Raw genomic sequence first — 24,129 nt, 5'->3', positions numbered from 1 at the left:
GGGATGACCTCCACGAGGCCATCCGAGAACTGCCGGAGCTTATCACAGTCACCCGTGCAGACCTACCCCGCCAGACGCCGACCCACTGGCCTCAATGCAGGCGCTTGCGACACATCAGCTGCGCCATTTTCGCCGCATCCGGCCGCTCGACCACGCCCTTTTCGGTGACGATCGCGTCGATCAGGTCGGCCGGGGTCACGTCGAACACCGGATTGACCGCATGCACGTCGGCGGCGATGCGCTGGCCGCCGACATCCAGCAGCTCGCGGCCGTCGCGCTCCTCGATCGGGATGTCTTCGCCGTCTTCCAGGTTCATGTCGATGGTCGAGCTGGGCGCCACCACCATGAAGCGCACGCCGTGGTGCATGGCGTTGACCGCCAACTGATAGGTGCCGATCTTGTTGGCCACGTCACCATTGGCGGTGATGCGGTCGGCCCCGACTATGACCCAGGTGATGCCCTCGGTCTTCATCAGGTGCGCGGCGGCGGAGTCTGCATTCAGACTGACCGGCACGCCCTCGCCCGCCAGCTCCCAGGCGGTCAGGCGCGAGCCCTGCAGCCAGGGCCGGGTCTCGTCGGCGAACACCCGTTCGACCAGCCCGCCCAGATGGGCGGCACGAATCACGCCCAGGGCGGTACCGAAACCGCCGGTGGCCAGGGCGCCTGTATTGCAATGGGTGAGCAGCTTCTGCGGGCTGTCCTGGTGCTTGCGGATCAGCTCCATGCCCAGCTGAGCCATGGTCAGATTGGCCTCGCGGTCGCTGTCGAAGATGCCGACGGCCTCCGCCTCCAGCGCCGCCAGGGCGTTCTCGCCCTCCTTCAGCCGCTGCAGGCGCTCGCGCATGCGATCCAGGGCCCAGAACAGGTTGACCGCGGTCGGCCGCGACTCGGCCAGCACCTTGAAGTCTTCTTCCAGCGCCGCCTGCCAGTCGCCGCCAGCCGCCAGCCGCGCCCGCGCACCCAGCACCAGGCCGAAAGCGGCGGCGATACCAATGGCCGGCGCGCCGCGCACCACCATGCTGCGGATGGCCTCGGCCACGCCGGCGGCCGAATCGTAGGCCAGCCAGGTTTCCTCGCGCGGCAATACGCGCTGATCCAGCAGATACAACGTGCCTTCGCGCCACTCGATGGCTTTTACCTTCTCTGCCGCCAACAGTTCGTCGCGCATGACATCCCCACAAGGTGAAACGAAAAGCCGCGGATTATAGCGAGCCGCCTGTTACATGGCTCAGTTATACTGCCGCCACCTCTTTATTGCCCGGATAAATGCCATGCCCGAACCGCGCCAGCCGCTCGATCTGCTGCTCCTGCCCACCTGGCTGGTGCCGGTCGAACCCGCTGGCGTGGTGCTGCGCGATCACGGCCTGGGCATCCGCGACGGGCGCATCGCCCTGATCGCGCCGCGCGCCGAGGCCCTGCGCCATCCGGCCACGGAAGTGCGCGAACTGCCGGACTGCGTGCTCACCCCCGGCCTGGTCAATGCCCACGGCCACGCGGCCATGACCCTGTTCCGCGGTCTGGCCGACGACCTGCCGCTGATGAGCTGGCTGCAGGACCATATCTGGCCGGCCGAGGCCAAGTGGGTCGACGAGGAGTTCGTCCGCGACGGCACCGAGCTGGCCATCGCCGAGCAGATCAAGGGCGGCATCAGCTGCTTCTCCGACATGTACTTCTTCCCGGAAGTGGCCTGCGAGCTGGTGCACAAGAGCGGCATCCGCGCCCAGGTGACCATCCCGGTGCTGGACTTCCCCACCCCCGGCGCCCGTGACGCCGAGGAGGCCCTGCGCAAGGGCCTGCGCCTGTTCGACGACCTCAAGCAGCATCCGCGCATCAAGGTAGCCTTCGGCCCCCATGCGCCCTACTCGGTCAGCGACGACAAGCTGAAGAACGTGCTGATGCTGGCCGAGGAGCTGGACGCCGGCATCCACATGCACGTCCACGAGACCGCCTTCGAAGTGCAGCAGAGCCTGGAGCTGCACGGCGTGCGCCCGCTGCAGCGCCTGGCCAGCCTGGGCCTGCTCGGCCCGCGCTTCCAGGCCGTGCACATGACCCAGATCAGCGACGAAGACATCGCCCTGCTGGTCGAAAGCAACAGCAGCGTGATCCACTGCCCGGAGTCCAACCTCAAGCTGGCCAGCGGCTTCTGCCCGGTGGAGAAGCTCTGGCAGGCCGGGGTCAACGTCGCCATCGGCACCGACGGCGCCGCCAGCAACAATGACCTGGACCTGCTCGGTGAGACCCGCACCGCCGCCCTGCTGGCCAAGGCCGTGGCCGGCAGCGCCACCGCACTGGGCGCCCACAGCGCCCTGCGCATGGCCACCCTGAACGGCGCCCGCGCCCTGGGCCTGGACGATTGCACCGGCTCGCTGGAGCTGGGCAAGCTGGCCGATCTGGCCGCCTTCGACCTCTCCGGCCTGGCCCAGCAACCGGTCTACGACCCGGTATCGCAACTGATCTACGCCGGCAGCCGCAGCTGCGTGAAGCACCTGTGGGTCGGCGGCAAGCAATTGCTCGACGACGGCCGCCTGACGCGCCTGGACGAGCAGCGCATCGTCGCCAACGCGCGCGCCTGGGGCGAGCGCATCGCCGGCAAACACTGAATTCGTTTTCGAGACTTTTTAAGAGCACGCCATGAGCAACGTCGACCACGCCGAAATCGCCAAATTCGAGGCCCTCGCCCACCGCTGGTGGGACCGCGAGAGCGAGTTCAAGCCGCTGCACGACATCAACCCGCTGCGCGTCAACTGGATCGACGAGCGCGTCGGTCTGGCCGGCAAGAAGGTGCTGGACGTCGGCTGCGGCGGCGGCATCCTCAGCGAGTCCATGGCCCAGCGTGGCGCCAACGTCACCGGCATCGACATGGGCGAGGCGCCGCTGGCCGTGGCCCAGCTGCACCAGCTGGAGTCCGGGGTCAACGTCGAGTACCGGCAGATCACCGCCGAGGCCCTGGCCGAGGAGATGCCCGGCCAGTTCGACGTGGTCACCTGCCTGGAGATGCTCGAGCACGTGCCGGATCCGTCCTCGGTGATCCGCGCCTGCTACAGGATGGTCAAGCCCGGCGGCCAGGTGTTCTTCTCCACCATCAACCGCAATCCCAAGGCCTACCTGTTCGCCATCATCGGCGCCGAGTACGTGATGCGCCTGCTGCCGCGCGGCACCCACGACTTCAAGAAGTTCATCCGCCCCTCCGAGCTGGGCGCCTGGAGCCGCGCCGCCGGCCTGCAGGTCAAGGACATCATCGGCCTGACCTACAACCCGCTGACCAAGCACTACAAGCTGGAAGCGGACGTGGACGTCAACTACATGATCCAGACCCTGCGCGAGGAGTAAGGCGCATGGCCCTGCGAGCGGTTCTCTTCGACATGGACGGTACCCTGCTGGACACCGCGCCGGACTTCGTCGCCGTGTGCCAGGCCATGCGCGCCGCGCGCGACCTGGCTCCGGTGGACGAGCAGCTGATCCGCGACGTGGTCTCCGGCGGCGCCCGCGCCATGGTCTCCGCCACCTTTGATCTCGAAATTGGCGCCGAGGGCTTCGAGGCCTTGCGCCTGGAGTTTCTCGAACGCTACCAGCAGCACTGCGCGGTACTCAGCAAGCCGTTCGACGGCATGCTCGAACTGCTCGGCGATATCGAGGCCTCCCGCCTGATCTGGGGCGTAGCCACCAACAAGCCGGTGACCTTCGCCGAACCTATCATGCAGCAACTGGCCCTGGCCGAACGCTCAGCCGTGCTGGTCTGCCCGGACCATGTGCCGCGCAGCAAGCCGGCGCCGGACATGCTCCTGCTGGCCTGCGAGAAGATCGGCGTGGCCCCTGCCGACGTCTTGTTCGTCGGCGACGATGCCCGCGACATCGAGGCCGGCCGCGCCGCCGGCTGCAAGACCGCCGCCGTCACCTACGGCTATATCCACCCCGAAGACAATCCGCGCCACTGGGGCGCCGATGTGGTGGTGGACCATCCCCTGGAGCTGCGCGCCGTGCTCGACAACGCCCTGTGCAGCTGCTGACCCTATTCACGCAATAACGAGATTTCACCCATGTTCGACTACAGCGCCCGCCCCGACCTGCTCAAGGGTCGCGTGATCCTGGTCACCGGTGCCGGCCGCGGCATCGGCGCCGCCGCCGCCAAGACCTTCGCCGCCCATGGCGCCACCGTGCTGCTGCTGGGCAAGACCGAGGGCAACCTGAATCAGCTGTATGACGAGATCGAGGCCGCCGGCCATCCGCAGCCGGTGGTGATTCCGTTCAACCTGGAAACCGCCCTGCCGCACCAGTACGACGAACTGGCCGCCACCATCGAAGCCGAGTTCGGCCGCCTCGACGGCCTGCTGCACAACGCCGCCATCGTCGGCCCGCGCACGCCGCTGGAACAGCTGTCCGGCGACAACTTCATGCGTGTCATGCAGATCAACGTCAACGCCATGTTCATGCTGACCAGCACCCTGCTGCCGCTGCTCAAACTGTCCGATGACGCCTCGGTGATGTTCACCTCCAGCAGTGTCGGCCGCAAGGGCCGCGCCTACTGGGGCGCCTATGGCGTGTCCAAGTTCGCCACCGAGGGTCTGATGCAAACCTTGGCCGACGAAGTCGAGGGTATCGCCAACGTCCGCGCCAACAGCATCAACCCCGGCGCCACCCGTACCGGCATGCGCGCCCAGGCCTACCCCGGCGAGAACCCGGCGAACAACCCGCCGCCGGAAGACATCATGCCGGTCTACCTGTACCTGATGGGCCCGGACAGCCAGGGCGTCAACGGCCAGGCATTCGACGCGCAATAAAAGCGGCTGGCTGCCGGTTTTCCGTCGTCACCGGCGGCGAGGCATCAAATTGCCAGTACCAGCGTCAATAGAGCGGCAATGGATTGCCGCTCTATCTGCTAAAAATCAGCTCAAGCCACTGAAATAAAAGTACTTTTTAAAAGTGGCACAGAATTCGCTCTACCTCCGACAACAAGGCGCTCAAGCGCCAGAGGTCGAGCATTATGGTTCCGCACAACCCCTCCAATACCATCGATTTCGATGCCGCCAAGCTGCAGCGCCTGGGCTATGCCAGCCGCAATCAGCCGCTGCTCAAGCCGGTCAGCCTGGCCCAGCTGCGTCAGCAGCTGAACCTGCAGCTGCAGACCTCCCTGGAAGTCGACCGCATCCTCGGTCTGTTCTTCCAGGAAGTGCAGCGCCTGGTGCCGCTGAGCGCGCTGAGCTATCAACTGGCGGCCTGCGATCTGCGTCTGGAGCTGGGCGAGCGCGCCAACCATTCGGCCAGCTACCGCCTCAGCCACCAGGGCGAATACCTGGGTGAGCTGACCTTCCGCCGCAGCCAGCGCTTCAGCGACGACGAACTGGGCCAGCTGGAATCGCTGCTCGCCAGCCTGCTGTTCCCGCTGCGCAACGCCCTGCTCTACCGCGCCGCCCTGCAGAGTGCACTGCGCGACCCGCTGACCGACACCGGCAACCGCATCGCCATGAACCAGGCCCTGCAGCGCGAAGTCGACCTCGCCCGCCGCAGCCTGCAGCCGCTGTCGGTGCTGATGCTGGATATCGACCACTTCAAGAGCATCAACGACCGTTTCGGCCACGCCACCGGCGACGAGGTGCTGAAGGCCGTGGCCGCGGCCCTGAAGGGCAGCCTGCGCAATATCGACATGGTGTTCCGCTACGGTGGCGAAGAGTTCCTGGTGCTGCTGTCCAACACCAGTCGCGAGGCCGCGCAGATCATCGGCGAGCGCCTGCGCCTGGCCGTGCTGGGCCTTCAGTACCTGGAAGAAGGCCGCGCCCTGGAGCTGTCCATCAGCCTGGGCTGCTCCACCCTGCTGCCGGGCGAATCATCGGAGAGCCTGCAGCGCCGCGCCGACAGCGCGCTGTATGTATCCAAGCGCGAAGGCCGCAATCGCCTGTCCATGGCCGGCTGAGAAAACGCCAGCCAACAAAAAGGGGCTCCTGGGAGCCCCTTTTTCATTGCCGGCAATCAGCGCTTGCGGCCGAAGCCCGGACGCTGCCCGTCGCCACTCGGCGGCCGCTTGTTTCCGCTCGGTGCAGCCGGGCGCGGCTTGCGGGCCGGACGCTCGGCGGCGTCGCCAGCAGGACGTGGAGTGCGCTTCTTGTTCACATCGGCGGGACGCTCGGCCACCGGCGTGCCACGGCCACCCTCGCGACGCTCACCACGCTCGCCACTCGGCTTGCGCGGAGCGCGCTGCGGCCGCTCTTCGCCGCTCGGGGCGCGGGCCGGACGCTGCTCGGAGGCCTCTGCCGCGCCATCCTGGGCCGGACGCAGCACGCGCTTGGGTCGCTCGTTGCGGCTCATCGGTCGGGCCGCCTTGCGCTGCAGGCGATCGAGCTTGTCGCGCATCTTCTCGTTCATGGCCGGCAGGGCCATGGGCTTGAGGCCGACTTCCTCGCTGAGGATGTCCAGCTCGCGCTGGCCCATTTCGCGCCAGCGGCCCATCGGCAGGTCGGAGGTCATGAACACCGGACCGAAGCGCACGCGCTTCAGGCGGCTGACCACCACGCCCTGGGACTCCCACAGGCGCCGCACTTCGCGGTTGCGGCCTTCCATCACCACGCAGTGGAACCAGTGGTTGAAGCCTTCGCCGCCGGGCGCTTCCTTGATGTCGGTGAACTTGGCCGGGCCGTCTTCCAGCATCACGCCGGCCTTGAGCTGCTCGATCATTTCCTCGGTGACTTCGCCGCGCACGCGCACGGCGTACTCGCGGTCCATCTCGTAGGAGGGGTGCATCAGGCGGTTGGCCAGCTCGCCGTCGGTGGTGAACAGCAGCAGGCCGGTGGTGTTGATGTCCAGGCGGCCGATGTTGATCCAGCGGCCTTCCTTGGGCCGCGGCAGACGGTCGAACACGGTGGGGCGACCTTCCGGGTCGTCACGGGTGCAGATCTCGCCTTCCGGCTTGTTGTAGATCAGCACGCGGCGCACGGTCTGCTGGATGTCTTCGCGCTTGAGCAGCTGGCCGTCGACGCTGATGGCGTCGCGCAGCTCGACGCGGGCGCCGAGGGTGGCGACGGCGCCATTGACCTTGACGCGGCCATCGGTGATCCACTGCTCGATGTCACGGCGCGAGCCGAGGCCGGCGCGGGCCAGGACTTTCTGCAGCTTCTCGCCGCTGGGACGGGGATCTAGTTCGGACTCACTCATCTGGGCACCTCCCGGTGTAACTGAGGATGAAAAAGGTCGCGCATCATACGCGGATCGTCGGTGCTGCGCACGGCTGACTATAGACCGCTCAGCGGGTCTTGCGCCGGCCAGTCGCCTCGAAGGCCAGCAGGCGCAGGTCGGCCTCGGCCAGCAGGGCGAAGCGCTCGTGCTTGTCGAGTTTCTTCCAGGCCTTGATCTCGCGCTTGCTGCGCCCGCAGCCGACGCAGATGTCGGCGTCGAACTCGCAGACCTTGATGCAGGGATTCTTGCTCATGGCGGCACCTGTGGTGGAAGGCGCCGCCAGCATAGTGCGGAAGCGGATCAGGCCGGGATTGAAAGTCTCAATGCCCTCGATGGCCAATGCCTCAATGCAGGGAGTCGCCGGCGCCCAGGGTCTCGTCCTGATCCTCTTCGACCGCAATCTCTTCTTCGGCTCGGGCCAGATCGTCGAAGTCGGTCTTCAGGCCCTGCTCCATCTCGTCCAGCTCGACCAGCAGGCTGCGGAAGCTGGTTTCCTCGCGCGGCTCGGCCGGCACATCGTCGCCCAACTCGGCATCGACCCGGGCCTGCAGGCCGGCCGGTACCGGCATGTCGTCGTCCAGCGCCAGCATCGGCTCGGGTTCCAGCTCGCGCAGGGCGGCCAGCGGCGGCAATTCTTCCAGGCTCTTCAGGTTGAAGTAGTCGAGGAACACCTTGGTGGTGGCCAGCATGGCCGGCTTGCCGGGCACGTCGCGGTAGCCGACCACGCGAATCCAGTCGCGCTCCTGCAGGGTCTTGATGATCTGGCTGTTGACCGCCACGCCGCGGATATCTTCGATCTCGCCGCGGGTGATCGGCTGGCGGTAGGCGATCAGCGCCAGGGTCTCGAGCATGGCGCGCGAGTAGCGCTGCGGGCGCTCCTCCCACAGCCGGCCGACCCAGGGGGCGAACTTCTCGCGGACCTGCAGGCGGTAGCCGGTGGCCACTTCCTTCAGTTCGAAGGCGCGGCCCTCGCAGGACAGGCGCAGCACTTCCAGAGCCTCGCGAATCTGTGCCGGCTCCGGGCGCTCACCCTCCTCGAACAGCTCGCCCAGGCGCTCCAGCGACAAGGGCCGGCCCAGGGCCAGCAGCCAGGCTTCGAGCAGGGAGGCGAGTTCTTGCGGGTCGGACAGGTTCATCTATTCGGCTCGGGCACGGACGTGGATAGGCGCGAAGGGCTCATTCTGCACCAGTTCCACCAGTTGTTCCTTGATCAGTTCGAGCACCGCCATGAAGGTGACGACCACGCCGAGGCGGCCCTCTTCGGCGCTGAACAGGCTGACGAAGGCCACGAAACCATTGCCCTTGAGGCGCTCCAGCACCTCGCTCATGCGCTCGCGGGTGGACAGCGCCTCGCGCGTTACCTGGTGACTTTCGAACATGTCGGCACGGCGCAGCACCTCGGCCATGGACAGCAGCACTTCCTCCAGGCTGACGTCCGGCAGCAGCTTGCGCGCCCGCGCCTCGGGGGCGTCCAGGCGCGGCACGCTGAGGTCGCGACCGACCCGCGGGATCTCGTCCAGCCCCTCGGCAGCGGCCTTGTAGCGCTCGTATTCCTGCAGGCGGCGGATCAGCTCGGCGCGCGGGTCGTCTTCCTCTTCCTCAGCCTCGGCGGAGCGCGGCAGCAGCATGCGCGACTTGATCTCGGCCAGCATGGCGGCCATCACCAGGTACTCGGCGGCCAGTTCCAGGCGCACCGACTTCATCAGCTCGACGTAGCCCATGTACTGCTTGGTGATCTCGGCGACCGGGATGTCGAGGATGTCGATGTTCTGCTTGCGGATCAGGTACAGCAGCAGGTCGAGCGGGCCCTCGAAGGCTTCGAGGAATACTTCCAGGGCATCCGGCGGGATATACAGGTCGATCGGCAGCTCGGTGACCGCCTGACCGTAGACCAGAGCGAAAGGTAGTTCCTGTTGTGCGCCGGCCTGGCTGTCGACCTGCTCGCTCACGCCTCTTCCCCCTGGAAGGGAGTCGGGTCGCCGCAGCCAACGCGGATCACCTCCGGCTCGCCATCGGCCAGGTTGATCACGGTGGAGGCCTCCAGGCCGCCGTAGCCGCCATCGATGATCAGATCCACCTGGTGTTCGAGGAGCTGGCGCATCTCGTAGGGGTCGCTCATCGGCAGTTCTTCGCCGGGCATGATCAGGCTGACGCTCATCAGCGGCTCACCCAACTGCTCGGCCAGGGCCAGGGCGATGGGGTGGGCCGGCACGCGCAGGCCGATGGTGCGGCGTTTGGGGTGCAGCAGCATGCGCGGCACTTCGCGGGTGGCGCTGAGAATGAAGGTGTAAGGGCCGGGCGTGTGCGCCTTGAGCAGGCGGAAGGCGCCGGTGTCGACCTTGGCGAACAGGCCGATCTGCGACAGGTCGCTGCACACCAGGGTGAAGTTGTGCTTGTCGTCCAGCTGGCGCAGGCGGCGGATGCGCTCGACTGCGCCCTTGTCGCCGATCAGGCAGCCGATGGCGTAGGAGGAGTCGGTCGGATAGACGATCACCCCGCCGCTACGCAGGATCTCCACCGCCTGCTTGATCAGGCGCGGCTGCGGATTCTCCGGGTGGACCTGGAAGAACTGACTCATGAACTCTCCCTGCTCAGGCGGTAGTAGCGCGTGCATGGTCGAAGCGCTCCCATAGAGGAGACAGGTCTTCCGGCAACGGACGGTACATGCCCAGCTCCGACCAGTCGCCCGGGGCGTGAAAATCGCTGCCGACACTGGCCAGCATGCCGAATTCACGGGCCAGGATGGCCAGGCCGCCGACTTGCTCGGCCGGCTGCAGGCCGTTGACTACTTCCAGGGCGTGGCCACCGGCGCCGATGAAATCGGCCACCAGACGCCGCCGCTTGCTACGAGTGAAGTCGTACTGCCAGGGATGCGCCAGGCTGATCCAGGCGCCGGCCGCCTTGAGCGTGCCGACCGCCTGTTCCAGGGTCGGCCAGTGCTGCTTGACGTCGCCCAGCTTGCCCGAGCCCAGCCACTTGCGGAACGCCTCGGCGTGGTCGCGCACATGCCCCGCGCGTACCAGGAATTCGGCGAAGTGCGGCCGCGCCGGCGCGTTGCCGCTGTCGCCGAGGCCCTGCTGGATCGCCCGCGCACCTTCCAGGGCACCGGGCATGCCCTTGGCCGCCAGGCGCCGGTCGATTTCCTCGGCACGCAGCCAGCGGCCCTGATGCAGCTCGGCGATGGCCTGGGCCAGGGCCGGCGCATCGGCGGCGAAGGCATAGCCCAGCACGTGGATGGTCGCGCCACCCCAGGTGCAGGACAGCTCAATGCCGTTGACCAGACGCAGGCCCAGCTCGCCGGCGGTGCGGCGCGCCTCGTCCAGCCCTTCGAGGGTGTCGTGGTCGGTCAGCGCCAACAGCTGCACGCCTCTTTCATGGGCGCGAGTGACCACCGCGGCAGGCGCGAGAACGCCGTCCGAAGCGGTGCTGTGGCAGTGCAGATCGACCTTCATGGCGCGTCTTTCGTTAATGGGGTTGTTTGTTATTATGCCGCCACATCCCGCTTCTGGCTGCCGCCGTGAAACAATTCATCGATTTCATCCCGCTTATCCTGTTCTTCATCGTTTACAAGCTCGATCCCCGCACCGTCGAACTGGCCGGCCACAGCGTCGAGCTGGGCGGCCCTTTCAGCGCCACCGCGGTACTCATTGTCAGTTCGATCCTGGTTTATGGCGTTCTGTTCGTTTGGCAACGCAAGCTGGAGAAAAGCCAGTGGCTGACCCTGGTCGCCTGCCTGATCTTCGGCAGCCTGACCCTGGCCTTCCACAGCGAGACCTTCCTCAAGTGGAAGGCACCGGTGGTCAACTGGCTGTTCGCCGCCGGCTTCCTTGGCAGCCACTTCATCGGCGACAAGGTGCTGATCCAGCGCGTCATGGGCCACGCCGTACAGCTGCCGCAGCAGATCTGGACCCGCCTGAACCTGGCCTGGGTGGTGTTCTTCATCTTCAGCGGCTGCGCCAACTTGTTCGTCGCCTTCACCTTCCACGACATCTGGGTCGACTTCAAAGTCTTCGGCAGCCTCGGCATGACCGTGCTGTTCCTGGTCGCCCAGGGCGTCTACCTGGCGCGCCACATCCACGACGAAACCCCGCAGCAAAGCAAGGACTGACATGCTCTACGCCATCATTGCCAGCGATGCCCCCGAGTCCCTGGAAAAGCGCCTGGCTACCCGCCCCGCCCACCTGGCCCGCCTGGAACAGCTGAAGAACGAAGGCCGCCTGGTGCTGGCCGGCCCGCACCCGGCGGTGGACAGCGTCGATCCCGGCCCGGCCGGCTTCTCCGGCAGCCTGATCGTCGCCGAGTTCGAATCCCTGAGCGCCGCCCAAAGCTGGGCCGACGCCGACCCCTACCGTGCCGCCGGCGTCTATGCCAGCGTGCTGGTCAAGCCTTTCAAGCAGGTGCTGCCCTAACCCACACACGACGCAGGCCCATAACAATAATTCGAAAACTGGAGTTCCCCATGCGCCAAGGCCCGCTCTACCTGTTGCTCACCGCTCTCTGCGTCACCCCCGCGCTGCACGCCGAAGAATCCCAACCGCTGGCCCTCAACCCGACGCCGGCCAGCGCTCCGGTCTCTGCACCGGCCAACGACAGCACCGCGCAGATCGCAGCGCTGCAGCAACAACTGGCGGAGAGCGAGCGCCAGCGCAGCGAGTTGCAGGCCAGTACTTCCGGCGAGCGCGAGACCGCGCAGATCGGCCGCCTGCGCCAGGACAACCAGCGCCTCAAGCTGCAGCTCAAGCAGGCCCAGGCCGAACAGCCACCGCGCCTGTTCAGCGAGCAGCAGCTGTGGTTCGCCATCGGCGCCGGCACCGCCCTGCTCGCCTTCATCGTCGGTCGCCTGAGCGCCGGCGGTCGGAATAAACGCCGCAGCGAGTGGGTCTGACCGCTCCACCTGAAGAACCGACGCCACCATGACCGACCTGCTGCTGATCGACGACGACCGCGAACTCTGCGAGCTGCTGGCCAGCTGGCTGCAGCAGGAAGGCTTCAACGTGCGCGCCAGCCATGACGGCGTCAGCGCCCGCGCCGCGCTGGCCGAACAGAGCCCGGCGGCGGTGATCCTCGACGTGATGCTGCCCGACGGCAGCGGCCTGGAACTGCTCAAGCAGCTGCGCAGCGAACACGCCGAACTGCCAGTGCTGATGCTCTCGGCCCGTGGCGAACCGCTGGACCGCATTCTCGGCCTGGAGCTGGGCGCCGACGACTACCTGGCCAAGCCCTGCGACCCGCGCGAGCTGACCGCCCGCCTGCGCGCCGTGCTGCGCCGCAGCCTGCCGGTGGCCACGCCTACCCGCGTCGAGCTGGGCGACATCAGCTACAGCCCGCAGCGCGGCGTGGCCAGCCTCGGCGAACACGAGATCACCCTGACCCTGTCCGAGGGCCGCATCCTCGAGGCGCTGCTGCAGCAACCCGGCGAGCCGCTGGACAAACAGGCCCTGGCGCAACTGGCGCTGGGCCGCAAGCTGACCCTCTACGACCGCAGCCTGGACATGCACGTCAGCAACCTGCGCAAGAAGCTCGGCCCGCACCCGGACGGCCGCCCGCGCATCGTCGCCCTGCGCAGCCGCGGCTACTACTACGCGCCCTGAGAGCCTGTTCAAAAGCCTCGCGAGCTAGAGGCATGCAAGGCAAAACTGCGTGAAGAAGCGCAATTTACAAGCGGTAAATGAGCATGACTCGCTGCGCTCACCCCCTGGGGCCGCACTGGCGTGCGTTGGCCGCAAGCGGCCTTCTGAACGCAGTTTTAACGCAGCAGGCCCGACGCGCAGCAGGCTTATGGGCAGGCTCGGCATTTACCCAGCCTTTACGCTGCGCTGACCGCGCTTGACCTTGCCCTCCCTAGACTGGGCTCATCCGGTAACCCGCCGGTTTCGAGACAAGGAGACACATCATGCGCAAGACCCTCACCGCCCTGCTCCTGGCCGCCAGCCTGCCGACCATCGCCCTGGCCATGCCCGAGGGCGCACCCGGCGAACCCGGGCACTGCAGCAAGGCCATGCACGGCGAGCATCGCGGTCACGGCATGCGGATGCTCAAGGACCTCGACCTCAGCGCCGAGCAGCGTGAGCAAGTGGGCAAGCTGATGCACGAACGCAAGAACGACCCGCGCGAGATCACCCAGAAGTACCTGAGCAAACTGCCGCAGGCCGACCAGGACGCGCTGAAGAAGGAACTGGAGACGGCCCGTCTGGAGCATGACAAGGCCTTCCGTGCCATCCTCACGCCGGAGCAGCAGAAGACCTTCGACACGCGCAGGGCGGAGATGGACAAGCGCCGCGCCGAGCGTGCCGAGTTCGAGGCGTGGAAGGCCGAGAAGGACAAGCAGGCCCAATAACCCAGCGTTACCGGCCCGGCTCCCTGAGCCGGGCTTGGCTATTTGAGGAGTACTCATGCGTTCACTGTTCTGGCGCATCTTCGCCAGCTTCTGGCTGGCCGTCGCCCTGGTCGCCGGCCTGTCCATGCTGCTGGGCCGTGCGCTGGACCAGGATTCCTGGGTACTCGGCCGCCATCCGGCGCTGAAGGATGTCGCCGAACTGTGGAGCCAGCTCTACGAGCGCAATGGCCCGGAAGCCGCCCAGCAGTTTCTGGAGAAGCGCAAGCAGCGCTACCGGGTGAACATCCAGGTCCTCAACGAAGAAGGCCAGGCCCTGGTCTACGGCACCTTCCCGCCGCGCGCGGCGGCCTTCGAGGCGCGTCACGACAATCCCAAGCGCCTGCCCTGGCGCCGCATCACCGAGGAATACCGCAGCCCGGCCACGGGCGAGACCTACCTGTTCATCTACCGCATTCCCCACCCGGAGATGATGGCCTGGCACCGCGAGAGCCTGTTCTGGCCACTCAGCGCCCTGACCATCGCCCTGGTGGTGCTGACCGCCATCAGCCTGCTGCTGACCCTGTCCATCACCCGCCCGCTCGGCCGCCTGCGCGGCGCCGTGTACGACCTCGGCCAGACCGCCTACCAGCAGAACAGCCTGGCGCGCCTGGCCGACCGCGGCGACGAGTTCGGCGTGCTGGCACGCGACTTCAACCGCATGGGCTCGCGTCTGCAGGACCTGATCGGCAGCCAGCGCCAGCTGCTGCGCGACGTGTCCCACGAGCTGCGCTCGCCACTGGCGCGCCTGCGCGTGGCCCTGGCCCTGACCGAGCGCGCCGAGCCGGCCCAGCGCGAGCAGCTGTGGGGCCGCCTGACCCAGGAGTGCGATCGCCTGGAGGCGCTGATCGCCGAAATCCTCGCCCTCGCCCGCCTGGATGCCGACCCCGGCACGCCGCAGCCGGTGGACCTACGCGGCTTGCTCGACGGTCTGCTGGAAGATGCCGCCCTGGCCGCCCCCGAGCAGCGTCTGCAGGTGCGCATGGACAGCCGTCCGATTGCCCTGCAGGGCTGGCCCGACATGCTCGGCCGCGCGCTGGACAACCTGCTGCGCAACGCCCTGCGCTTCAACCCGGTGGAGCAGCCGATCGAGATCGAAGTGAGCCAGCAGGATGGCCAGCTGCGCATCGCCGTGCGCGACCACGGCCCCGGCGCTCCGGCGGAAATCATCGAGCGCCTCGGCGAGCCGTTCTTCCGTGCACCAAAGCAAGAAGCACCGGGCCATGGCCTCGGCCTGGCCATCGCCCGCCGCGCGGCGGAGCGTCATGAAGGTCAGTTGCTGCTGGCCAATCACCCGCAGGGCGGATTTGTCGCCACCCTGGAGTTGCCACTGGCCGAATGAAGCGGACTCAGCCCCGCCAGGCGCTGACGAACTGCACCGGTTCCAGGGCCGGTGGCGTGCGGCGCTCGCCTTCGAAGCTGCCGACATAGAGAAAGCCGACAATCCGCTCGCTGGCGTGCAGGCCGAGACCGACCAGCACCTGCGGGTGATGGGCCAGGGCACCGGTGCGCCAGATGGCGCCGAAGCCCAGCTCCTGGGCCGCCAGTAGCAGGCCGTGGGCGGCGCAGCCGGCGGACAGCGCCTGTTCTTCCTGCGGCACCTTGGGGTGTTCGCTCAGGCGCGCGACCACCACGATCAGCAGCGGGGCGCGCAGCGGCATGGCGCGGGCCTTGTCCAGGGCCTCGGCCTTGTTCGCCGGATCGCTGGCCATGGCCGTGGCGAACAGTTCGCCGAGGCGCACGCGGGCATCGCCCTCGACGGTGAGGAAACGCCAGGGGCGCAGCTGGCCATGGTCCGGCGCACGCAGGGCGGCGCGGAACATCAGCTCGCGCTGGGCGGCATCAGGCGCCGGCTCCAGCAGACGACCGACGGATACGCGATTGAGCAGCAGATCGAGGGCTTGCATGGCCATCTCCAAGGGAAGCAGGCGGGCATTCTAGCCGAAGTGTTCTGGCGTCAGCGGCGGCAGGCCAAAGGCCGCGCGCGCCGCATCGCAATGCGGGTTGTGCTGACCATCCTCCCAACTGGCGGTGAACTCCCGGCAGGTGCTGGAGCGCTGCTCGTAGACGTTGCAGCGCGTGCCGCAGCCCACCTCGCCCTGCAGGCCGATGCAGCGCACCGGCTTGGTCGTGGTGCCGAGCATCGCCACATGGTAGGGACCGATCTGCTCGACCAAGTGATCGGGCACCGTGCCGCCGGCGGACTGGCATTCGCCCCAGTAGAAGGACACGCGGAAGTTGGCGCAACAGGCGCCGCAACTGAGGCAGGGATGGTTATCGGACATGGCGCATACGCAGTGAGCCGGCCGAGCGCCGGAGAATGGAGCCGTATTCTATGAATCCACTCGCCGCTGTGAAGCCCCACACGGCGGATTTACAGGGCATGGCACCAAGGTAGAATGGCGCCCCACCGCAGCCTAGCCGGTTCCCGCAATGCCGGCGCACTAGACTCAAGGCAACCACGCGGAAAGGAACCCGATGTCTCTGCCTACCCTACGCATCCTCGCCTTCATCAACGGCATCTTCCTGATCACCCTGGCGGTGAGCATGCTGGTGCCGGTCGCCACCCTGCTGGTGTTCGAGCAGCCGCAGGGCATCAACGCCTTCCTCTGGTCCAGCCTGATCACCTTCGTCGCCGGCATCGTGATGATCGCCCAGGGCCGCCCGCAGCACGGCCAGCTGCGGCCACGCGACATGTACATGCTGACCGTGTCCAGCTGGCTGCTGGTCTCGCTGTTCGCCACCCTGCCGTTCATCTTCACCCAGCACGCCAGCTTCACCGATGCCTACTTCGAGAGCATGTCCGGCATCACCGCCACCGGCGCCACCATCTTCATCGGTCTGGACAGCATGTCGCCGGGCATTCTGATCTGGCGCTCGCTGCTGCACTGGCTGGGCGGCATCGGCTTCATCGCCATGGCCGTGGCGATCCTGCCGATGCTGCGCATTGGCGGCATGCGCCTGTTCCAGACCGAATCCTCGGACCGCTCGGACAAGGTCATGCCGCGCTCGCACATGGTGGCCAAGTACATGGTGGTGGCCTATGTCGGCCTCAGCGCCCTGGCGGTACTGGGCTTCTGGCTGGCCGGGATGAACCTGTTCGACGCGATCAACCACGCCATGTCGGCGATCTCCACCGGCGGTTTCTCCACCTCGGACGCCTCCCTGGCCAAGTGGCAGCAGCCGGCCGTGCACTGGGTGGCGGTGGTGGTGATGATCCTCGGCAGCCTGCCGTTCGTGCTGTACGTCTCCACCCTGCGCGGCAACTACCGGGCGCTGATCCGCGACGAGCAGGTGCGCGGTTTCATGTTCGTGCTGCTCGGCAGCTGGCTGGTGCTGGCCACCTGGTACACCCTGACCACTCAGCTGCACTGGTTCGAGGCCCTGCGCCACGTAGCGGTGAACACCACCTCGATCATGACCACCACCGGCTTCGCCCTCGGCGACTACAGCCTGTGGGGCGGCTTCTCGACCATGCTGTTCTTCTATCTGGGCTTCATCGGCGGCTGCTCCGGCTCCACCGCCGGCGGCCTCAAGGTGTTCCGCTTCCAGGTCGCCTTCATCCTGCTCAAGGCCAACCTGATGCAGCTGGTACACCCGCGCGCGGTGATCAAGCAGCAGTACAACCGCCACCGCCTGGACGAGGACATCGTCCGCTCTATCCTGGCCTTCTCATTCTTCTTCACCATCACCATCGCCGCCCTGGCCTTGGCCCTGAGCCTGTGCGGGCTTGACTGGATCACCGCGCTGTCCGGCGCGGCCAGCACGGTGTCCGGCGTTGGCCCGGGTATGGGGCCGATCATCGGCCCGGCCGGTAACTTCTCCAGCCTGCCGGACACGGCCAAGTGGCTGCTGAGTGCCGGCATGCTGCTGGGCAGGCTGGAGATCCTCACCGTACTCGTACTGCTGCTCCCCGCATTCTGGCGCCACTGAAAAATTCGCCCTGACCTGCTGCGCACGCCTGATCCGCGTGCGGGCAGTGCTCGCAATGCTCATGGACCTCAAGTCCACTGCGCTTGCTGCGCGCTGGCCGCCCACGGCTGAGGCGCGCTCGCGACGGTCAGAGCAAATTTTTCACCGAGGGAAGCACCCCAGTGGTTCACAACCGCGCGCGGTACTCACCCGGCGTGGCATCGAACCAGCGGCGGAAGGCGCGGAAGAAATTGCTGGGGTCGGCGAAGCCGAGCAGATAGGCGACTTCCAGCAGGGTCAGGTTGGGCTGGGCCAGGTACTGCTCGGCCAGCTCGCGGCGGGTGTCGTCGAGCAGTTGCTGGTAGCTGGTGCCCTCCTCCTGCAGGCGCCGCTGCAGGGTGCGCTCGGACAGCAGCAGCGCCTGGGCCACCGCCTCGCGCTTGGGCTCGCCCTGGGGCAGCAGGCGGCACAGCACCTGGCGCACCTGATGGGTCACCCGGCTCTCGGAGAAGCGCGCCAGGTACTCGCCGGCGAAGCGGTCGTGCAGCTGCGCCAGCGCCTCGTTGGCCGAGGGCAGCGGAGTCTCCAGATCGGCGCGGGCGTAGAGCAGCGAGTAGTGCTCGGCATTGAATTTCAACGGCGCCTGGAACACCTGCTGGTACAGCTCCAGATTGGCCGGCGCCGGGCCCTGGAAGCTGACCAGCAGCGGCGTGATCGGCTTGCCGGTGAGCCACCGGCAGAACGCCAGGGAATAGGCCAGCGACGCCTCGGAGCTCTGCCGCGCCGGCGGCAGACGGTCGCCATGGATCGCCTGGATCAGTTCGTAGCCCTCGGGCGAGGGGCGCAGGCACAGGTCCGAGCCCTCGGCGATGATGCGCTGGTAGCGCACCAGGCGGTTGAAGCCCTCGAGCAGGTTGCGGCTGGACATCAGCGCATAGCCCACCACATGGAAGGACGCCGGCCGGACCACCTTGGCCATGTTCAGGCCGATAGCCGGGTTGCCGGATGCCTCCACCGCCAGGTGCCAGAGACGGGTCATGGCATCCTGCGGGAGGCGCGCGTCCGGATCGGTCAGGGCCGCATAGTCGAGCCCCAGGCGGGCGAACAGCGCACGGCAGTCGACGCCGCCCAGCTCCAGGGCCTGGACGATGCCGGAAGCCCAGCTGGAGGAAGTGGTACGTTCGCTCATCGTTTGTTCTTATAAGTTGGTCAGCACGGTCTGGCGCCAAGAGGATACTAAACTGGCCCTGTATGTCACTGGCCGCGGAAGACAGTCCGCATAGACTGGCGTCGACAATGACAGGAGGTACGCCATGAGCGCCGAAACCACCGATCGCTTCAACAGCTTTGCCGAGTTTTACCCCTATTACCTGCAGGAGCACAGCAACGATGTGTGCCGCCGCCTGCACTACGTCGGCAGCCTGCTGGTGCTCTCCATCCTCGCCTACGCTGTCGTCACCCAGCAGTGGCTGTGGCTGCTGGCCCTGCCGCTGGCCGGCTACGGCTTCGCCTGGGTTGGCCACTTCGTGTTCGAGAAGAACAAGCCGGCCACCTTCAAGTACCCGCTGTACAGCCTGATGGGCGACTGGGTGATGCTCAAGGACGCCTTCACCGGCCGTATCCGTTTCTGAGGCCATACGACCTGCTGCGCGTCGGCCAGTCGGCGTTAGAAGCGGCCTCAGGATGCTCATTTACAGCTCGTAAACTGCGCTCCTTCGGCCACTTCTGCCTTGTCTGGCTCTAGCTCGCAAGATCGTATCCGTGCGCAGTCCCGACCAATAACAAGAGGACGCTTAATGAATGCACATGCCCGTTTCACCCATATGGAAGACGGCACGGCAGATGACTGGGCCATCATCGCCAAGGATTTCGCCCAGTACGCCACCCGGCTGCCCGACCGCATCCTCAGCCACCTGCGCCTGCTCGACGGCGACTTCGGCGGCTTTCCCATCGACCGCCTGAGCCACTCGCTGCAGACCGCCACCCTCGCCTACCGCGACGGCCGTGACGAGGAATACGTGGTCTGCGCCCTGCTCCACGATATCGGCGACACTCTCGGCACCTACAACCACCCGGACATCGCCGCGGCCATGCTCAAGCCGTTCGTCAGCGCCGAGAACCACTGGATGGTCGAGAAGCACGGCATCTTCCAGGGCTACTACTTCTTCCATCACCTGGGCATGGATCGCCATCTGCGCGAGCAGTTCAAGGACCACCCGCAGTACCAGGCGACCATCGAGTTCTGCGCCCGCTACGACGCCGCCGCCTTCGACCCGCAGGGCGAAGTGCTGCCGCTGGAGTTCTTCGAGCCCATGCTGCGCCGGGTATTCGCCCAGCCCAGGCAGTCGCTGTACAAGGCCGCCATGGAACGCCAGCCGGCGTGATTGCATTTCGCCATTCGGCGGCCACGCTTGGCCGCTGAATGGCAGCTGGTTATGATCCCCTACCCGCCATAGCCTTGGCTCAGGTCTTGCAGCCGTTCAGGCGCTCGTCAGAAGCGTCAGAAAAACATCAGGGATCGCTCCATCCATGAAGTCCAACGTCCAGGAAACACCCAGGGCGCAGCCTGCCCCGTTGCTCCGCGAATATTATTCGCGGGTGCTGGCCTACATCGCCCCCGCTGCTGCCGTTGCTGCCGGTACCTATAGCAACCACTTCGGCTACAACATCCTGTGGATGGTGCCGTACGCCCTGCTCTACCCGCACCTGGCCTATCACCTGGGCAACCGCTTCAAGCGCGATCATCCGCAGCAGACCAACCTGATCCTGCTGTTCCTCGACGCCATCCATGCCGGCGCCGCCGGCGTGCTGATGGGCTTCTCGATAGTGCCGACGCTGATGTTCCTGCTGACCCTGGCGTTCAGCTCGCTGATCGCCGGCGGCCTGCGCAACATGGGCCTGGCCCTGTTGATCGCCTTGGGCAGCATGGCGCTGAACACCGCGCTGATCCATCCGGAAATCAATATCGCCAGCCCCAGCCTGGTGGCGATGACCAGCATCCTGCTGACTACCCTGTATATCTGCATCACCGCCTTCTTCGTCCACGAGCAGGGCATGCGCCTGACCCAGGCACGCATCGAGATCAAACGCGAGCAGGAAAAGGCCGCGCGCCTGGCACGCAACCTGGCCAAGTACCTGTCGCCGCAGGTCTGGGAAATGATCTTCAGCGGCAAGAAGCACGTGCGCCTGGAGACCCAACGCAAGAAGCTCACCGTGTTCTTCTCCGACATCAAGGGCTTCAGCGAACTGGCCGAGGAGCTGGAAGCCGAGCAGCTCACCGACCTGCTCAACACCTACCTCAACGAGATGTCGAAGATCGCCCTCAAGTACGGCGGCACCATCGACAAGTTCGTCGGCGACAGCGTGCTGGTGTTCTTCGGCGACCCCTCCAGCCAGGGCGCCAAGAAAGACGCAGTGAACGCGGTGTCCATGGCCATCGCCATGCGCAAGCACATGAAGGTGCTGCGCCAGCAGTGGCGCGCCCAGGGCATCACCAAGCCGCTGGAGATCCGCATGGGCCTCAACACCGGCTACTGCACCGTGGGCAACTTCGGCGCCGACACGCGCATGGACTACACCATCATCGGCCGCGAAGTGAACCTGGCCAGCCGCCTGGAAAGCTCCTCGGAAGCCGGCGAGATCCTTATCTCCCACGAGACCTACTCGCTGATCAAGGACGTGATCATGTGCCGCGACAAGGGCCAGATCGTGGTCAAGGGCTTCAGCCGCCCGGTGCAGATCTACCAGGTGGTGGACTTCCGCCGCGACCTGGGCGCCCGCTCCAGTTACGTCGAGCACGAGTTGCCGGGCTTCTCCATGTACCTGGATACCAACGGCATCCAGAACTACGACAAGGAGAAGGTCATCCAGGCGCTCAACCAGGCCGCCGAGAAGCTGCGCGACAAGATCATCCTCTAAGCGGAGCGGCCTGCGCTTCGATCAGCCAGCAGGCCGCCTCGAACTCCACCCACTCACCCCGCACGAAGGGCGCGAAGGCCGCGCGCAAGCCCTCGACCAACGCCGCCCTGGCGCCCTCTTCCAGCTCCTGCAGCGCCATGCCGACCGGCCCCAGCCGGCTCAGGTAAGGCACCAGCGCGGGCTCCGGCATGCTCAGCGGCACGTCCAGCGGGCTTACCTCCACGCGATCCCAGCCGCTCGCCGCCAGCAGCTCGCGCACCCGCTGCGCCTCGGCGAAGGCGAACTGCCCCGGCGCGCCCGGACGACGTACCGGCAGCTGCGGCAGCCAGGGCGCGGCCGTGCGCTCGGCCAGGGTCATGAAGGGATTCTCCGCGGCGCTGCGCCAGACGATCAGGCGCAGCTTCGCCCCGTCACTGGCCGCCCGGCGCAGGTTGGCGAAGGCGGCCCGGGGATCGGCGAAGAACATGACGCCGAAGCGCGAGATCAGCCGATCGAAGCTGGCGGGCTCGAACCCGTGGCTCTGCGCATCGGCGCAGACGAACCGCGCCCGGCTGCCCTCGCGCTCGGCACGCGCCTGGGCCAGGGCCAGCATCGGCGCGGAGACATCGACGCCGACACAGCCGGCGTCCTGGCGACGCGCCGCGGCCAGGGTGGTGGCGCCGGTGCCGCAGCCGATATCCAGCACCCGCTCGTGGACCTGCAGGCCGTCGAGCAGCAGCGGTTCCAGGGGGGCGAACAGGGCGTCCAGCAGGGCCTGGGACTCCACCCAGGCCTGGCCGGCGGCGCCATTCCACAGTCGGCTCTGTTCGTCGAACAAGGCTTGCGGGGTCATAGAGTGCTCCTTCATATGGTCGATGGGAGCACTCTGCCGGTTCAAGTCGACTTGAGGTCAAGCCCCGGCGTTTCGCCGGGCGTCAGGTCGTCGACAATCCTCCCACGTAGGCCAGCTCGCCGCACGGCTCGCCATCCAGCAACGCTTGCGTCGCCAGGAACTCCAGCGCCGAGGCGCGCCAGGACTGGCGCGCGGCATGTTCGGCGCACACCGCACGATCCAGCTGCAGCGCCGCCCGGCAGGCCAGGCCCAGGTCCTCGGCCATCACCCCGGTCACGCCCTGCTCCAGCACATCCAGCGGTCCGGCCACCGGGAATGCCGCCACCGGCGTGCCGCAGGCCAGCGCCTCGAGCATCACCAGGCCATAGGTGTCGGTGCGCGAGGGGAACACCAGCACGCTGGCGCCGGCGAAGGACTGCGCCAGTGCCTCGCCCTGCTGGAAGCCGAGGAAACGTGCCTGCGGGTAATCGTGCTCCAGCGACGCCCGCTCCGGACCATCGCCGACCACCCGCTTCTCGCCGGGCAGATCCAGGTCGAGAAAGGCGCGCAGGTTCTTCTCCGCCGCCAGGCGACCGACGTAGAGAAACACCGGCTCGGCCGGGGCCTGCAGCTGCGGGCGGAAGCGCGCGCCGTCCACCCCCTTGCGCCACAACCGCAGCCGACCGAGGCCCTGGGCGGCGAACTCCTCGCGCAGGCGTTCGGTGCTCACCAGCACCGCCTGGCTGGGCCGATGGAAGCGGCGCAGGTAGGCGTAGCCCCAGCTCAGCGGCAGCCACGACCAGCGGGTATGCACATACTCGGGGAAGCGGGTGTGGATGGCGCTGGAGAACACCAGCCCACGTCGCATCAGCCAGCGCCGTGCCGCCCAACCCAGCGGGCCTTCGGTGGCCAGGTGTACGCAGTCCGGACGGAAGTCGCGTATGGCCGGGCCGACCCGCCACAGATCCCAGACCAGGGGGATCTCCGGGTAGCTTGGGCACGGCAGGTGGTTGAAGTCCTGCGGCGACAGCACCTTGACCAGATGGCCGAGGCCACGCAGTTCGCCGACCAGTGCCTGCAGGCTGGTGACCACGCCGTTGACCTGGGGATGCCAGGCATCGCTGACGATGAGAATCCTCATGCCGCCTGCCCGAGGGTCGCCAGCGCGTCGGTCTGGGCCTGCTCATCGGCCAGGCGGTAAAGCTGGATGCTGCCGTCCAGGTGCTCGATCAGCGCCGTGCAGGACTCCACCCAGTCGCCGCAGTTCATGTACTCGACGCCGCCGACCCGACGGATCTCGGCGTGGTGGATATGGCCACAGACGGCGCCGTCCAGGCCGCGCCTGACGCATTCGTGGGCGATGGACTCCTCGAAGTCGCTGATGAAGTTAACCGCGGTCTTGACCTTGTGCTTGAGGAACGCCGACAGCGACCAGTAGCCATAGCCCCAGCGCTCGCGCCAATGGTTGAGCCAGCGGTTGAGGGTCAGGGTGAACTCGTAGGCCGAGTCGCCGAGGAAGGCCAGCCACTTGTGGTAGCGGGTGATCACGTCGAACTGGTCGCCGTGGATCACCAGCAGGCGGCGGCCGTCGGCGGTCTCGTGGATCGCCTCATCGACCAGCTGGATATTGCCGAGCATCAGCGTGGAATAGCGGCGCAGGAATTCATCGTGGTTGCCGGTGACGTAGATCACCTCGGTGCCGCGCTTGCTCATGGTCAGCAGGCGGCGAATCACGTTGGTGTGCGCCTGCGGCCAGTAGATGCCGCCGCGCAGTTTCCAGCCATCGATGATGTCGCCGACCAGGTAGATGCGGTCGGCCTGGTAGCGCTTGAGGAACCCGGCCAGGCGCTCGGCCTGGCAATCGCGGGTACCGAGGTGGACGTCGGAAATCCACAGGGTGCGGACATGCTGCTTGCGGCTGGGCTTGCTGCGCTCGGCGATGCTCATGGGC

The 24,129-nt window shown here is 66.9% G+C and carries 28 protein-coding genes; 15 read left to right on the top strand and 13 right to left on the bottom strand.

All coding sequences use genetic code 11. From position 1 onward, the window contains the following. Positions 1-91 precede the first annotated feature (91 nt). The gene (gene mtnA / locus FFS62_RS04660; RefSeq protein WP_137971632.1) at positions 92-1,168 is read right to left on the bottom strand and encodes an S-methyl-5-thioribose-1-phosphate isomerase; all 1,077 of its coding nucleotides are present in this window, start codon (positions 1,166-1,168) and stop codon (positions 92-94) included. Between the two features lie 103 nt (positions 1,169-1,271). On the opposite strand from mtnA, the gene FFS62_RS04655 reads away from it, so the two are divergent. The 5 genes from FFS62_RS04655 to FFS62_RS04635 all read left to right on the top strand — a co-directional run bounded on the left by FFS62_RS04655 (position 1,272) and on the right by FFS62_RS04635 (position 5,908). Beyond that, positions 1,272-2,600 (top strand): TRZ/ATZ family hydrolase, encoded by a 1,329-nt coding sequence (locus FFS62_RS04655; protein WP_137971631.1) that lies wholly within the window; start codon positions 1,272-1,274, stop codon positions 2,598-2,600. A 31-nt stretch (positions 2,601-2,631) separates the two neighbouring features. Beyond that, a complete protein-coding gene (gene ubiG / locus FFS62_RS04650) occupies positions 2,632-3,330 on the top strand; it encodes a bifunctional 2-polyprenyl-6-hydroxyphenol methylase/3-demethylubiquinol 3-O-methyltransferase UbiG (protein ID WP_137971630.1) in 699 nt (232 codons plus the stop codon). A 5-nt stretch (positions 3,331-3,335) separates the two neighbouring features. After that, positions 3,336-4,007, top strand: coding sequence for an N-acetylmuramic acid 6-phosphate phosphatase MupP (gene mupP / locus FFS62_RS04645; RefSeq protein WP_137971629.1), 672 nt, complete (start codon positions 3,336-3,338; stop codon positions 4,005-4,007). 30 nt (positions 4,008-4,037) lie between these two features. Further along, positions 4,038-4,778: a YciK family oxidoreductase gene (locus FFS62_RS04640; protein ID WP_137971628.1), complete on the top strand. Its 741-nt coding sequence runs from the start codon at positions 4,038-4,040 to the stop codon at positions 4,776-4,778. Between the two features lie 203 nt (positions 4,779-4,981). Then, positions 4,982-5,908: a GGDEF domain-containing protein gene (locus FFS62_RS04635; protein ID WP_137971627.1), complete on the top strand. Its 927-nt coding sequence runs from the start codon at positions 4,982-4,984 to the stop codon at positions 5,906-5,908. Between the two features lie 56 nt (positions 5,909-5,964). Here FFS62_RS04635 and rluB read toward each other — a convergent pair whose 3' ends face one another. The 6 genes from rluB to FFS62_RS04605 form a co-directional block, all read right to left on the bottom strand. Continuing rightward, the gene (gene rluB, locus FFS62_RS04630; RefSeq protein WP_137971626.1) at positions 5,965-7,143 is read right to left on the bottom strand and encodes a 23S rRNA pseudouridine(2605) synthase RluB; all 1,179 of its coding nucleotides are present in this window, start codon (positions 7,141-7,143) and stop codon (positions 5,965-5,967) included. Between the two features lie 88 nt (positions 7,144-7,231). Further along, on the bottom strand, positions 7,232-7,417 hold the full coding sequence (locus FFS62_RS04625; RefSeq protein ID WP_137971625.1) for a DUF1289 domain-containing protein: 186 nt from the start codon (positions 7,415-7,417) through the stop codon (positions 7,232-7,234). A 91-nt stretch (positions 7,418-7,508) separates the two neighbouring features. Next, positions 7,509-8,300 carry an SMC-Scp complex subunit ScpB gene (gene scpB, locus FFS62_RS04620; RefSeq protein ID WP_137971624.1) on the bottom strand — a complete coding sequence of 264 codons (792 nt, stop codon included), beginning with the start codon at positions 8,298-8,300 and terminating at the stop codon, positions 7,509-7,511. Beyond that, positions 8,301-8,999 (bottom strand): ScpA family protein, encoded by a 699-nt coding sequence (locus FFS62_RS04615; protein ID WP_171016287.1) that lies wholly within the window; start codon positions 8,997-8,999, stop codon positions 8,301-8,303. Positions 9,000-9,109: 110 nt separating this feature from the next. Then, the gene (locus FFS62_RS04610) at positions 9,110-9,742 is read right to left on the bottom strand and encodes an L-threonylcarbamoyladenylate synthase (protein ID WP_137971622.1); all 633 of its coding nucleotides are present in this window, start codon (positions 9,740-9,742) and stop codon (positions 9,110-9,112) included. 13 nt (positions 9,743-9,755) lie between these two features. Then, the gene (locus FFS62_RS04605; RefSeq protein WP_137971621.1) at positions 9,756-10,616 is read right to left on the bottom strand and encodes a PHP domain-containing protein; all 861 of its coding nucleotides are present in this window, start codon (positions 10,614-10,616) and stop codon (positions 9,756-9,758) included. 65 nt (positions 10,617-10,681) lie between these two features. Here FFS62_RS04605 and FFS62_RS04600 point away from each other — a divergent pair, with 65 nt between their 5' ends. The 6 genes from FFS62_RS04600 (at position 10,682) to FFS62_RS04575 (ending at position 14,879) form a co-directional block, all read left to right on the top strand. Continuing rightward, the gene (locus FFS62_RS04600) at positions 10,682-11,272 is read left to right on the top strand and encodes a septation protein A (RefSeq protein WP_218569269.1); all 591 of its coding nucleotides are present in this window, start codon (positions 10,682-10,684) and stop codon (positions 11,270-11,272) included. A gap of 1 nt (position 11,273) precedes the next feature. Then, positions 11,274-11,573 (top strand): YciI family protein, encoded by a 300-nt coding sequence (locus FFS62_RS04595; RefSeq protein WP_137971619.1) that lies wholly within the window; start codon positions 11,274-11,276, stop codon positions 11,571-11,573. A gap of 50 nt (positions 11,574-11,623) precedes the next feature. Continuing rightward, positions 11,624-12,049: a hypothetical protein gene (locus tag FFS62_RS04590; protein WP_137971618.1), complete on the top strand. Its 426-nt coding sequence runs from the start codon at positions 11,624-11,626 to the stop codon at positions 12,047-12,049. 28 nt (positions 12,050-12,077) lie between these two features. Next, on the top strand, positions 12,078-12,755 hold the full coding sequence (locus FFS62_RS04585; protein ID WP_137971617.1) for a response regulator transcription factor: 678 nt from the start codon (positions 12,078-12,080) through the stop codon (positions 12,753-12,755). Positions 12,756-13,057: 302 nt separating this feature from the next. Further along, positions 13,058-13,501: a Spy/CpxP family protein refolding chaperone gene (locus FFS62_RS04580; RefSeq protein WP_137971616.1), complete on the top strand. Its 444-nt coding sequence runs from the start codon at positions 13,058-13,060 to the stop codon at positions 13,499-13,501. A 55-nt stretch (positions 13,502-13,556) separates the two neighbouring features. Continuing rightward, positions 13,557-14,879 (top strand): HAMP domain-containing sensor histidine kinase, encoded by a 1,323-nt coding sequence (locus tag FFS62_RS04575; RefSeq protein WP_137971615.1) that lies wholly within the window; start codon positions 13,557-13,559, stop codon positions 14,877-14,879. Positions 14,880-14,886: 7 nt separating this feature from the next. Here the strand turns inward: FFS62_RS04575 and FFS62_RS04570 are convergent, their stop codons facing one another. Further along, the gene (locus FFS62_RS04570; RefSeq protein ID WP_137971614.1) at positions 14,887-15,444 is read right to left on the bottom strand and encodes a nitroreductase family protein; all 558 of its coding nucleotides are present in this window, start codon (positions 15,442-15,444) and stop codon (positions 14,887-14,889) included. Positions 15,445-15,474: 30 nt separating this feature from the next. Next, positions 15,475-15,822 (bottom strand): YkgJ family cysteine cluster protein, encoded by a 348-nt coding sequence (locus FFS62_RS04565; RefSeq protein WP_137971613.1) that lies wholly within the window; start codon positions 15,820-15,822, stop codon positions 15,475-15,477. 193 nt (positions 15,823-16,015) lie between these two features. Between FFS62_RS04565 and FFS62_RS04560 the strand changes: the two genes are divergently transcribed. Continuing rightward, positions 16,016-17,470: a TrkH family potassium uptake protein gene (locus FFS62_RS04560; RefSeq protein WP_137971612.1), complete on the top strand. Its 1,455-nt coding sequence runs from the start codon at positions 16,016-16,018 to the stop codon at positions 17,468-17,470. Positions 17,471-17,636: 166 nt separating this feature from the next. On the opposite strand, the gene FFS62_RS04555 is transcribed toward FFS62_RS04560, so the two are convergent. Then, entirely contained in the window at positions 17,637-18,638 is a 1,002-nt protein-coding gene (locus tag FFS62_RS04555) for an AraC family transcriptional regulator (protein WP_137971611.1), read from the bottom strand. Positions 18,639-18,762: 124 nt separating this feature from the next. Between FFS62_RS04555 and FFS62_RS04550 the strand changes: the two genes are divergently transcribed. The 3 genes from FFS62_RS04550 to FFS62_RS04540 all read left to right on the top strand — a co-directional run bounded on the left by FFS62_RS04550 (position 18,763) and on the right by FFS62_RS04540 (position 21,367). Next, on the top strand, positions 18,763-19,080 hold the full coding sequence (locus FFS62_RS04550) for an Mpo1-like protein (RefSeq protein WP_137971610.1): 318 nt from the start codon (positions 18,763-18,765) through the stop codon (positions 19,078-19,080). 165 nt (positions 19,081-19,245) lie between these two features. Next, positions 19,246-19,833, top strand: coding sequence for an HD domain-containing protein (locus tag FFS62_RS04545; RefSeq protein ID WP_137971609.1), 588 nt, complete (start codon positions 19,246-19,248; stop codon positions 19,831-19,833). 145 nt (positions 19,834-19,978) lie between these two features. Continuing rightward, positions 19,979-21,367, top strand: coding sequence for an adenylate/guanylate cyclase domain-containing protein (locus FFS62_RS04540; protein ID WP_137971608.1), 1,389 nt, complete (start codon positions 19,979-19,981; stop codon positions 21,365-21,367). Here FFS62_RS04540 and FFS62_RS04535 read toward each other — a convergent pair. The 3 genes from FFS62_RS04535 to FFS62_RS04525 all read right to left on the bottom strand — a co-directional run bounded on the left by FFS62_RS04535 (position 21,357) and on the right by FFS62_RS04525 (position 24,125). After that, entirely contained in the window at positions 21,357-22,199 is an 843-nt protein-coding gene (locus FFS62_RS04535; RefSeq protein WP_137971607.1) for a class I SAM-dependent methyltransferase, read from the bottom strand. The two genes, FFS62_RS04540 and FFS62_RS04535, sit on opposite strands and share 11 nt — an antisense overlap. Positions 22,200-22,281: 82 nt before the next feature. After that, the gene (locus tag FFS62_RS04530) at positions 22,282-23,319 is read right to left on the bottom strand and encodes a glycosyltransferase family 1 protein (protein ID WP_137971606.1); all 1,038 of its coding nucleotides are present in this window, start codon (positions 23,317-23,319) and stop codon (positions 22,282-22,284) included. After that, positions 23,316-24,125 (bottom strand): UDP-2,3-diacylglucosamine diphosphatase, encoded by an 810-nt coding sequence (locus FFS62_RS04525; protein ID WP_137971605.1) that lies wholly within the window; start codon positions 24,123-24,125, stop codon positions 23,316-23,318. Before FFS62_RS04525 ends, FFS62_RS04530 begins: the two co-directional genes overlap by 4 nt. Between the last annotated feature and the right edge of the window lie 4 nt (positions 24,126-24,129).

The organism is Pseudomonas sp. F(2018) (genome assembly GCF_005508865.1).
Lineage (GTDB): Bacteria > Pseudomonadota > Gammaproteobacteria > Pseudomonadales > Pseudomonadaceae > Aquipseudomonas.
The sequence above is the reverse complement of the archived record's forward strand: the minus strand, read 5'-3'. Positions and strand labels throughout refer to the sequence as shown.

Excerpts from the sequence above, each read along its gene's own strand:
- mtnA (WP_137971632.1), bottom strand. The coding sequence starts at position 1,168 with ATGCGCGACGAACTGTTGGCGGCAGAGAAGGTAAAAGCCATCGAGTGG.
- FFS62_RS04655 (WP_137971631.1), top strand. The coding sequence starts at position 1,272 with ATGCCCGAACCGCGCCAGCCGCTCGATCTGCTGCTCCTGCCCACCTGG.
- ubiG (WP_137971630.1), top strand. The coding sequence starts at position 2,632 with ATGAGCAACGTCGACCACGCCGAAATCGCCAAATTCGAGGCCCTCGCC.
- mupP (WP_137971629.1), top strand. The coding sequence starts at position 3,336 with ATGGCCCTGCGAGCGGTTCTCTTCGACATGGACGGTACCCTGCTGGAC.
- FFS62_RS04640 (WP_137971628.1), top strand. The coding sequence starts at position 4,038 with ATGTTCGACTACAGCGCCCGCCCCGACCTGCTCAAGGGTCGCGTGATC.
- FFS62_RS04635 (WP_137971627.1), top strand. The coding sequence starts at position 4,982 with ATGGTTCCGCACAACCCCTCCAATACCATCGATTTCGATGCCGCCAAG.
- rluB (WP_137971626.1), bottom strand. The coding sequence starts at position 7,143 with ATGAGTGAGTCCGAACTAGATCCCCGTCCCAGCGGCGAGAAGCTGCAG.
- FFS62_RS04625 (WP_137971625.1), bottom strand. The coding sequence starts at position 7,417 with ATGAGCAAGAATCCCTGCATCAAGGTCTGCGAGTTCGACGCCGACATC.
- scpB (WP_137971624.1), bottom strand. The coding sequence starts at position 8,300 with ATGAACCTGTCCGACCCGCAAGAACTCGCCTCCCTGCTCGAAGCCTGG.
- FFS62_RS04610 (WP_137971622.1), bottom strand. The coding sequence starts at position 9,742 with ATGAGTCAGTTCTTCCAGGTCCACCCGGAGAATCCGCAGCCGCGCCTG.
- FFS62_RS04605 (WP_137971621.1), bottom strand. The coding sequence starts at position 10,616 with ATGAAGGTCGATCTGCACTGCCACAGCACCGCTTCGGACGGCGTTCTC.
- FFS62_RS04595 (WP_137971619.1), top strand. The coding sequence starts at position 11,274 with ATGCTCTACGCCATCATTGCCAGCGATGCCCCCGAGTCCCTGGAAAAG.
- FFS62_RS04590 (WP_137971618.1), top strand. The coding sequence starts at position 11,624 with ATGCGCCAAGGCCCGCTCTACCTGTTGCTCACCGCTCTCTGCGTCACC.
- FFS62_RS04585 (WP_137971617.1), top strand. The coding sequence starts at position 12,078 with ATGACCGACCTGCTGCTGATCGACGACGACCGCGAACTCTGCGAGCTG.
- FFS62_RS04580 (WP_137971616.1), top strand. The coding sequence starts at position 13,058 with ATGCGCAAGACCCTCACCGCCCTGCTCCTGGCCGCCAGCCTGCCGACC.
- FFS62_RS04575 (WP_137971615.1), top strand. The coding sequence starts at position 13,557 with ATGCGTTCACTGTTCTGGCGCATCTTCGCCAGCTTCTGGCTGGCCGTC.
- FFS62_RS04570 (WP_137971614.1), bottom strand. The coding sequence starts at position 15,444 with ATGCAAGCCCTCGATCTGCTGCTCAATCGCGTATCCGTCGGTCGTCTG.
- FFS62_RS04565 (WP_137971613.1), bottom strand. The coding sequence starts at position 15,822 with ATGTCCGATAACCATCCCTGCCTCAGTTGCGGCGCCTGTTGCGCCAAC.
- FFS62_RS04560 (WP_137971612.1), top strand. The coding sequence starts at position 16,016 with ATGTCTCTGCCTACCCTACGCATCCTCGCCTTCATCAACGGCATCTTC.
- FFS62_RS04555 (WP_137971611.1), bottom strand. The coding sequence starts at position 18,638 with ATGAGCGAACGTACCACTTCCTCCAGCTGGGCTTCCGGCATCGTCCAG.
- FFS62_RS04550 (WP_137971610.1), top strand. The coding sequence starts at position 18,763 with ATGAGCGCCGAAACCACCGATCGCTTCAACAGCTTTGCCGAGTTTTAC.
- FFS62_RS04545 (WP_137971609.1), top strand. The coding sequence starts at position 19,246 with ATGAATGCACATGCCCGTTTCACCCATATGGAAGACGGCACGGCAGAT.
- FFS62_RS04540 (WP_137971608.1), top strand. The coding sequence starts at position 19,979 with ATGAAGTCCAACGTCCAGGAAACACCCAGGGCGCAGCCTGCCCCGTTG.
- FFS62_RS04535 (WP_137971607.1), bottom strand. The coding sequence starts at position 22,199 with ATGACCCCGCAAGCCTTGTTCGACGAACAGAGCCGACTGTGGAATGGC.
- FFS62_RS04530 (WP_137971606.1), bottom strand. The coding sequence starts at position 23,319 with ATGAGGATTCTCATCGTCAGCGATGCCTGGCATCCCCAGGTCAACGGC.
- FFS62_RS04525 (WP_137971605.1), bottom strand. The coding sequence starts at position 24,125 with ATGAGCATCGCCGAGCGCAGCAAGCCCAGCCGCAAGCAGCATGTCCGC.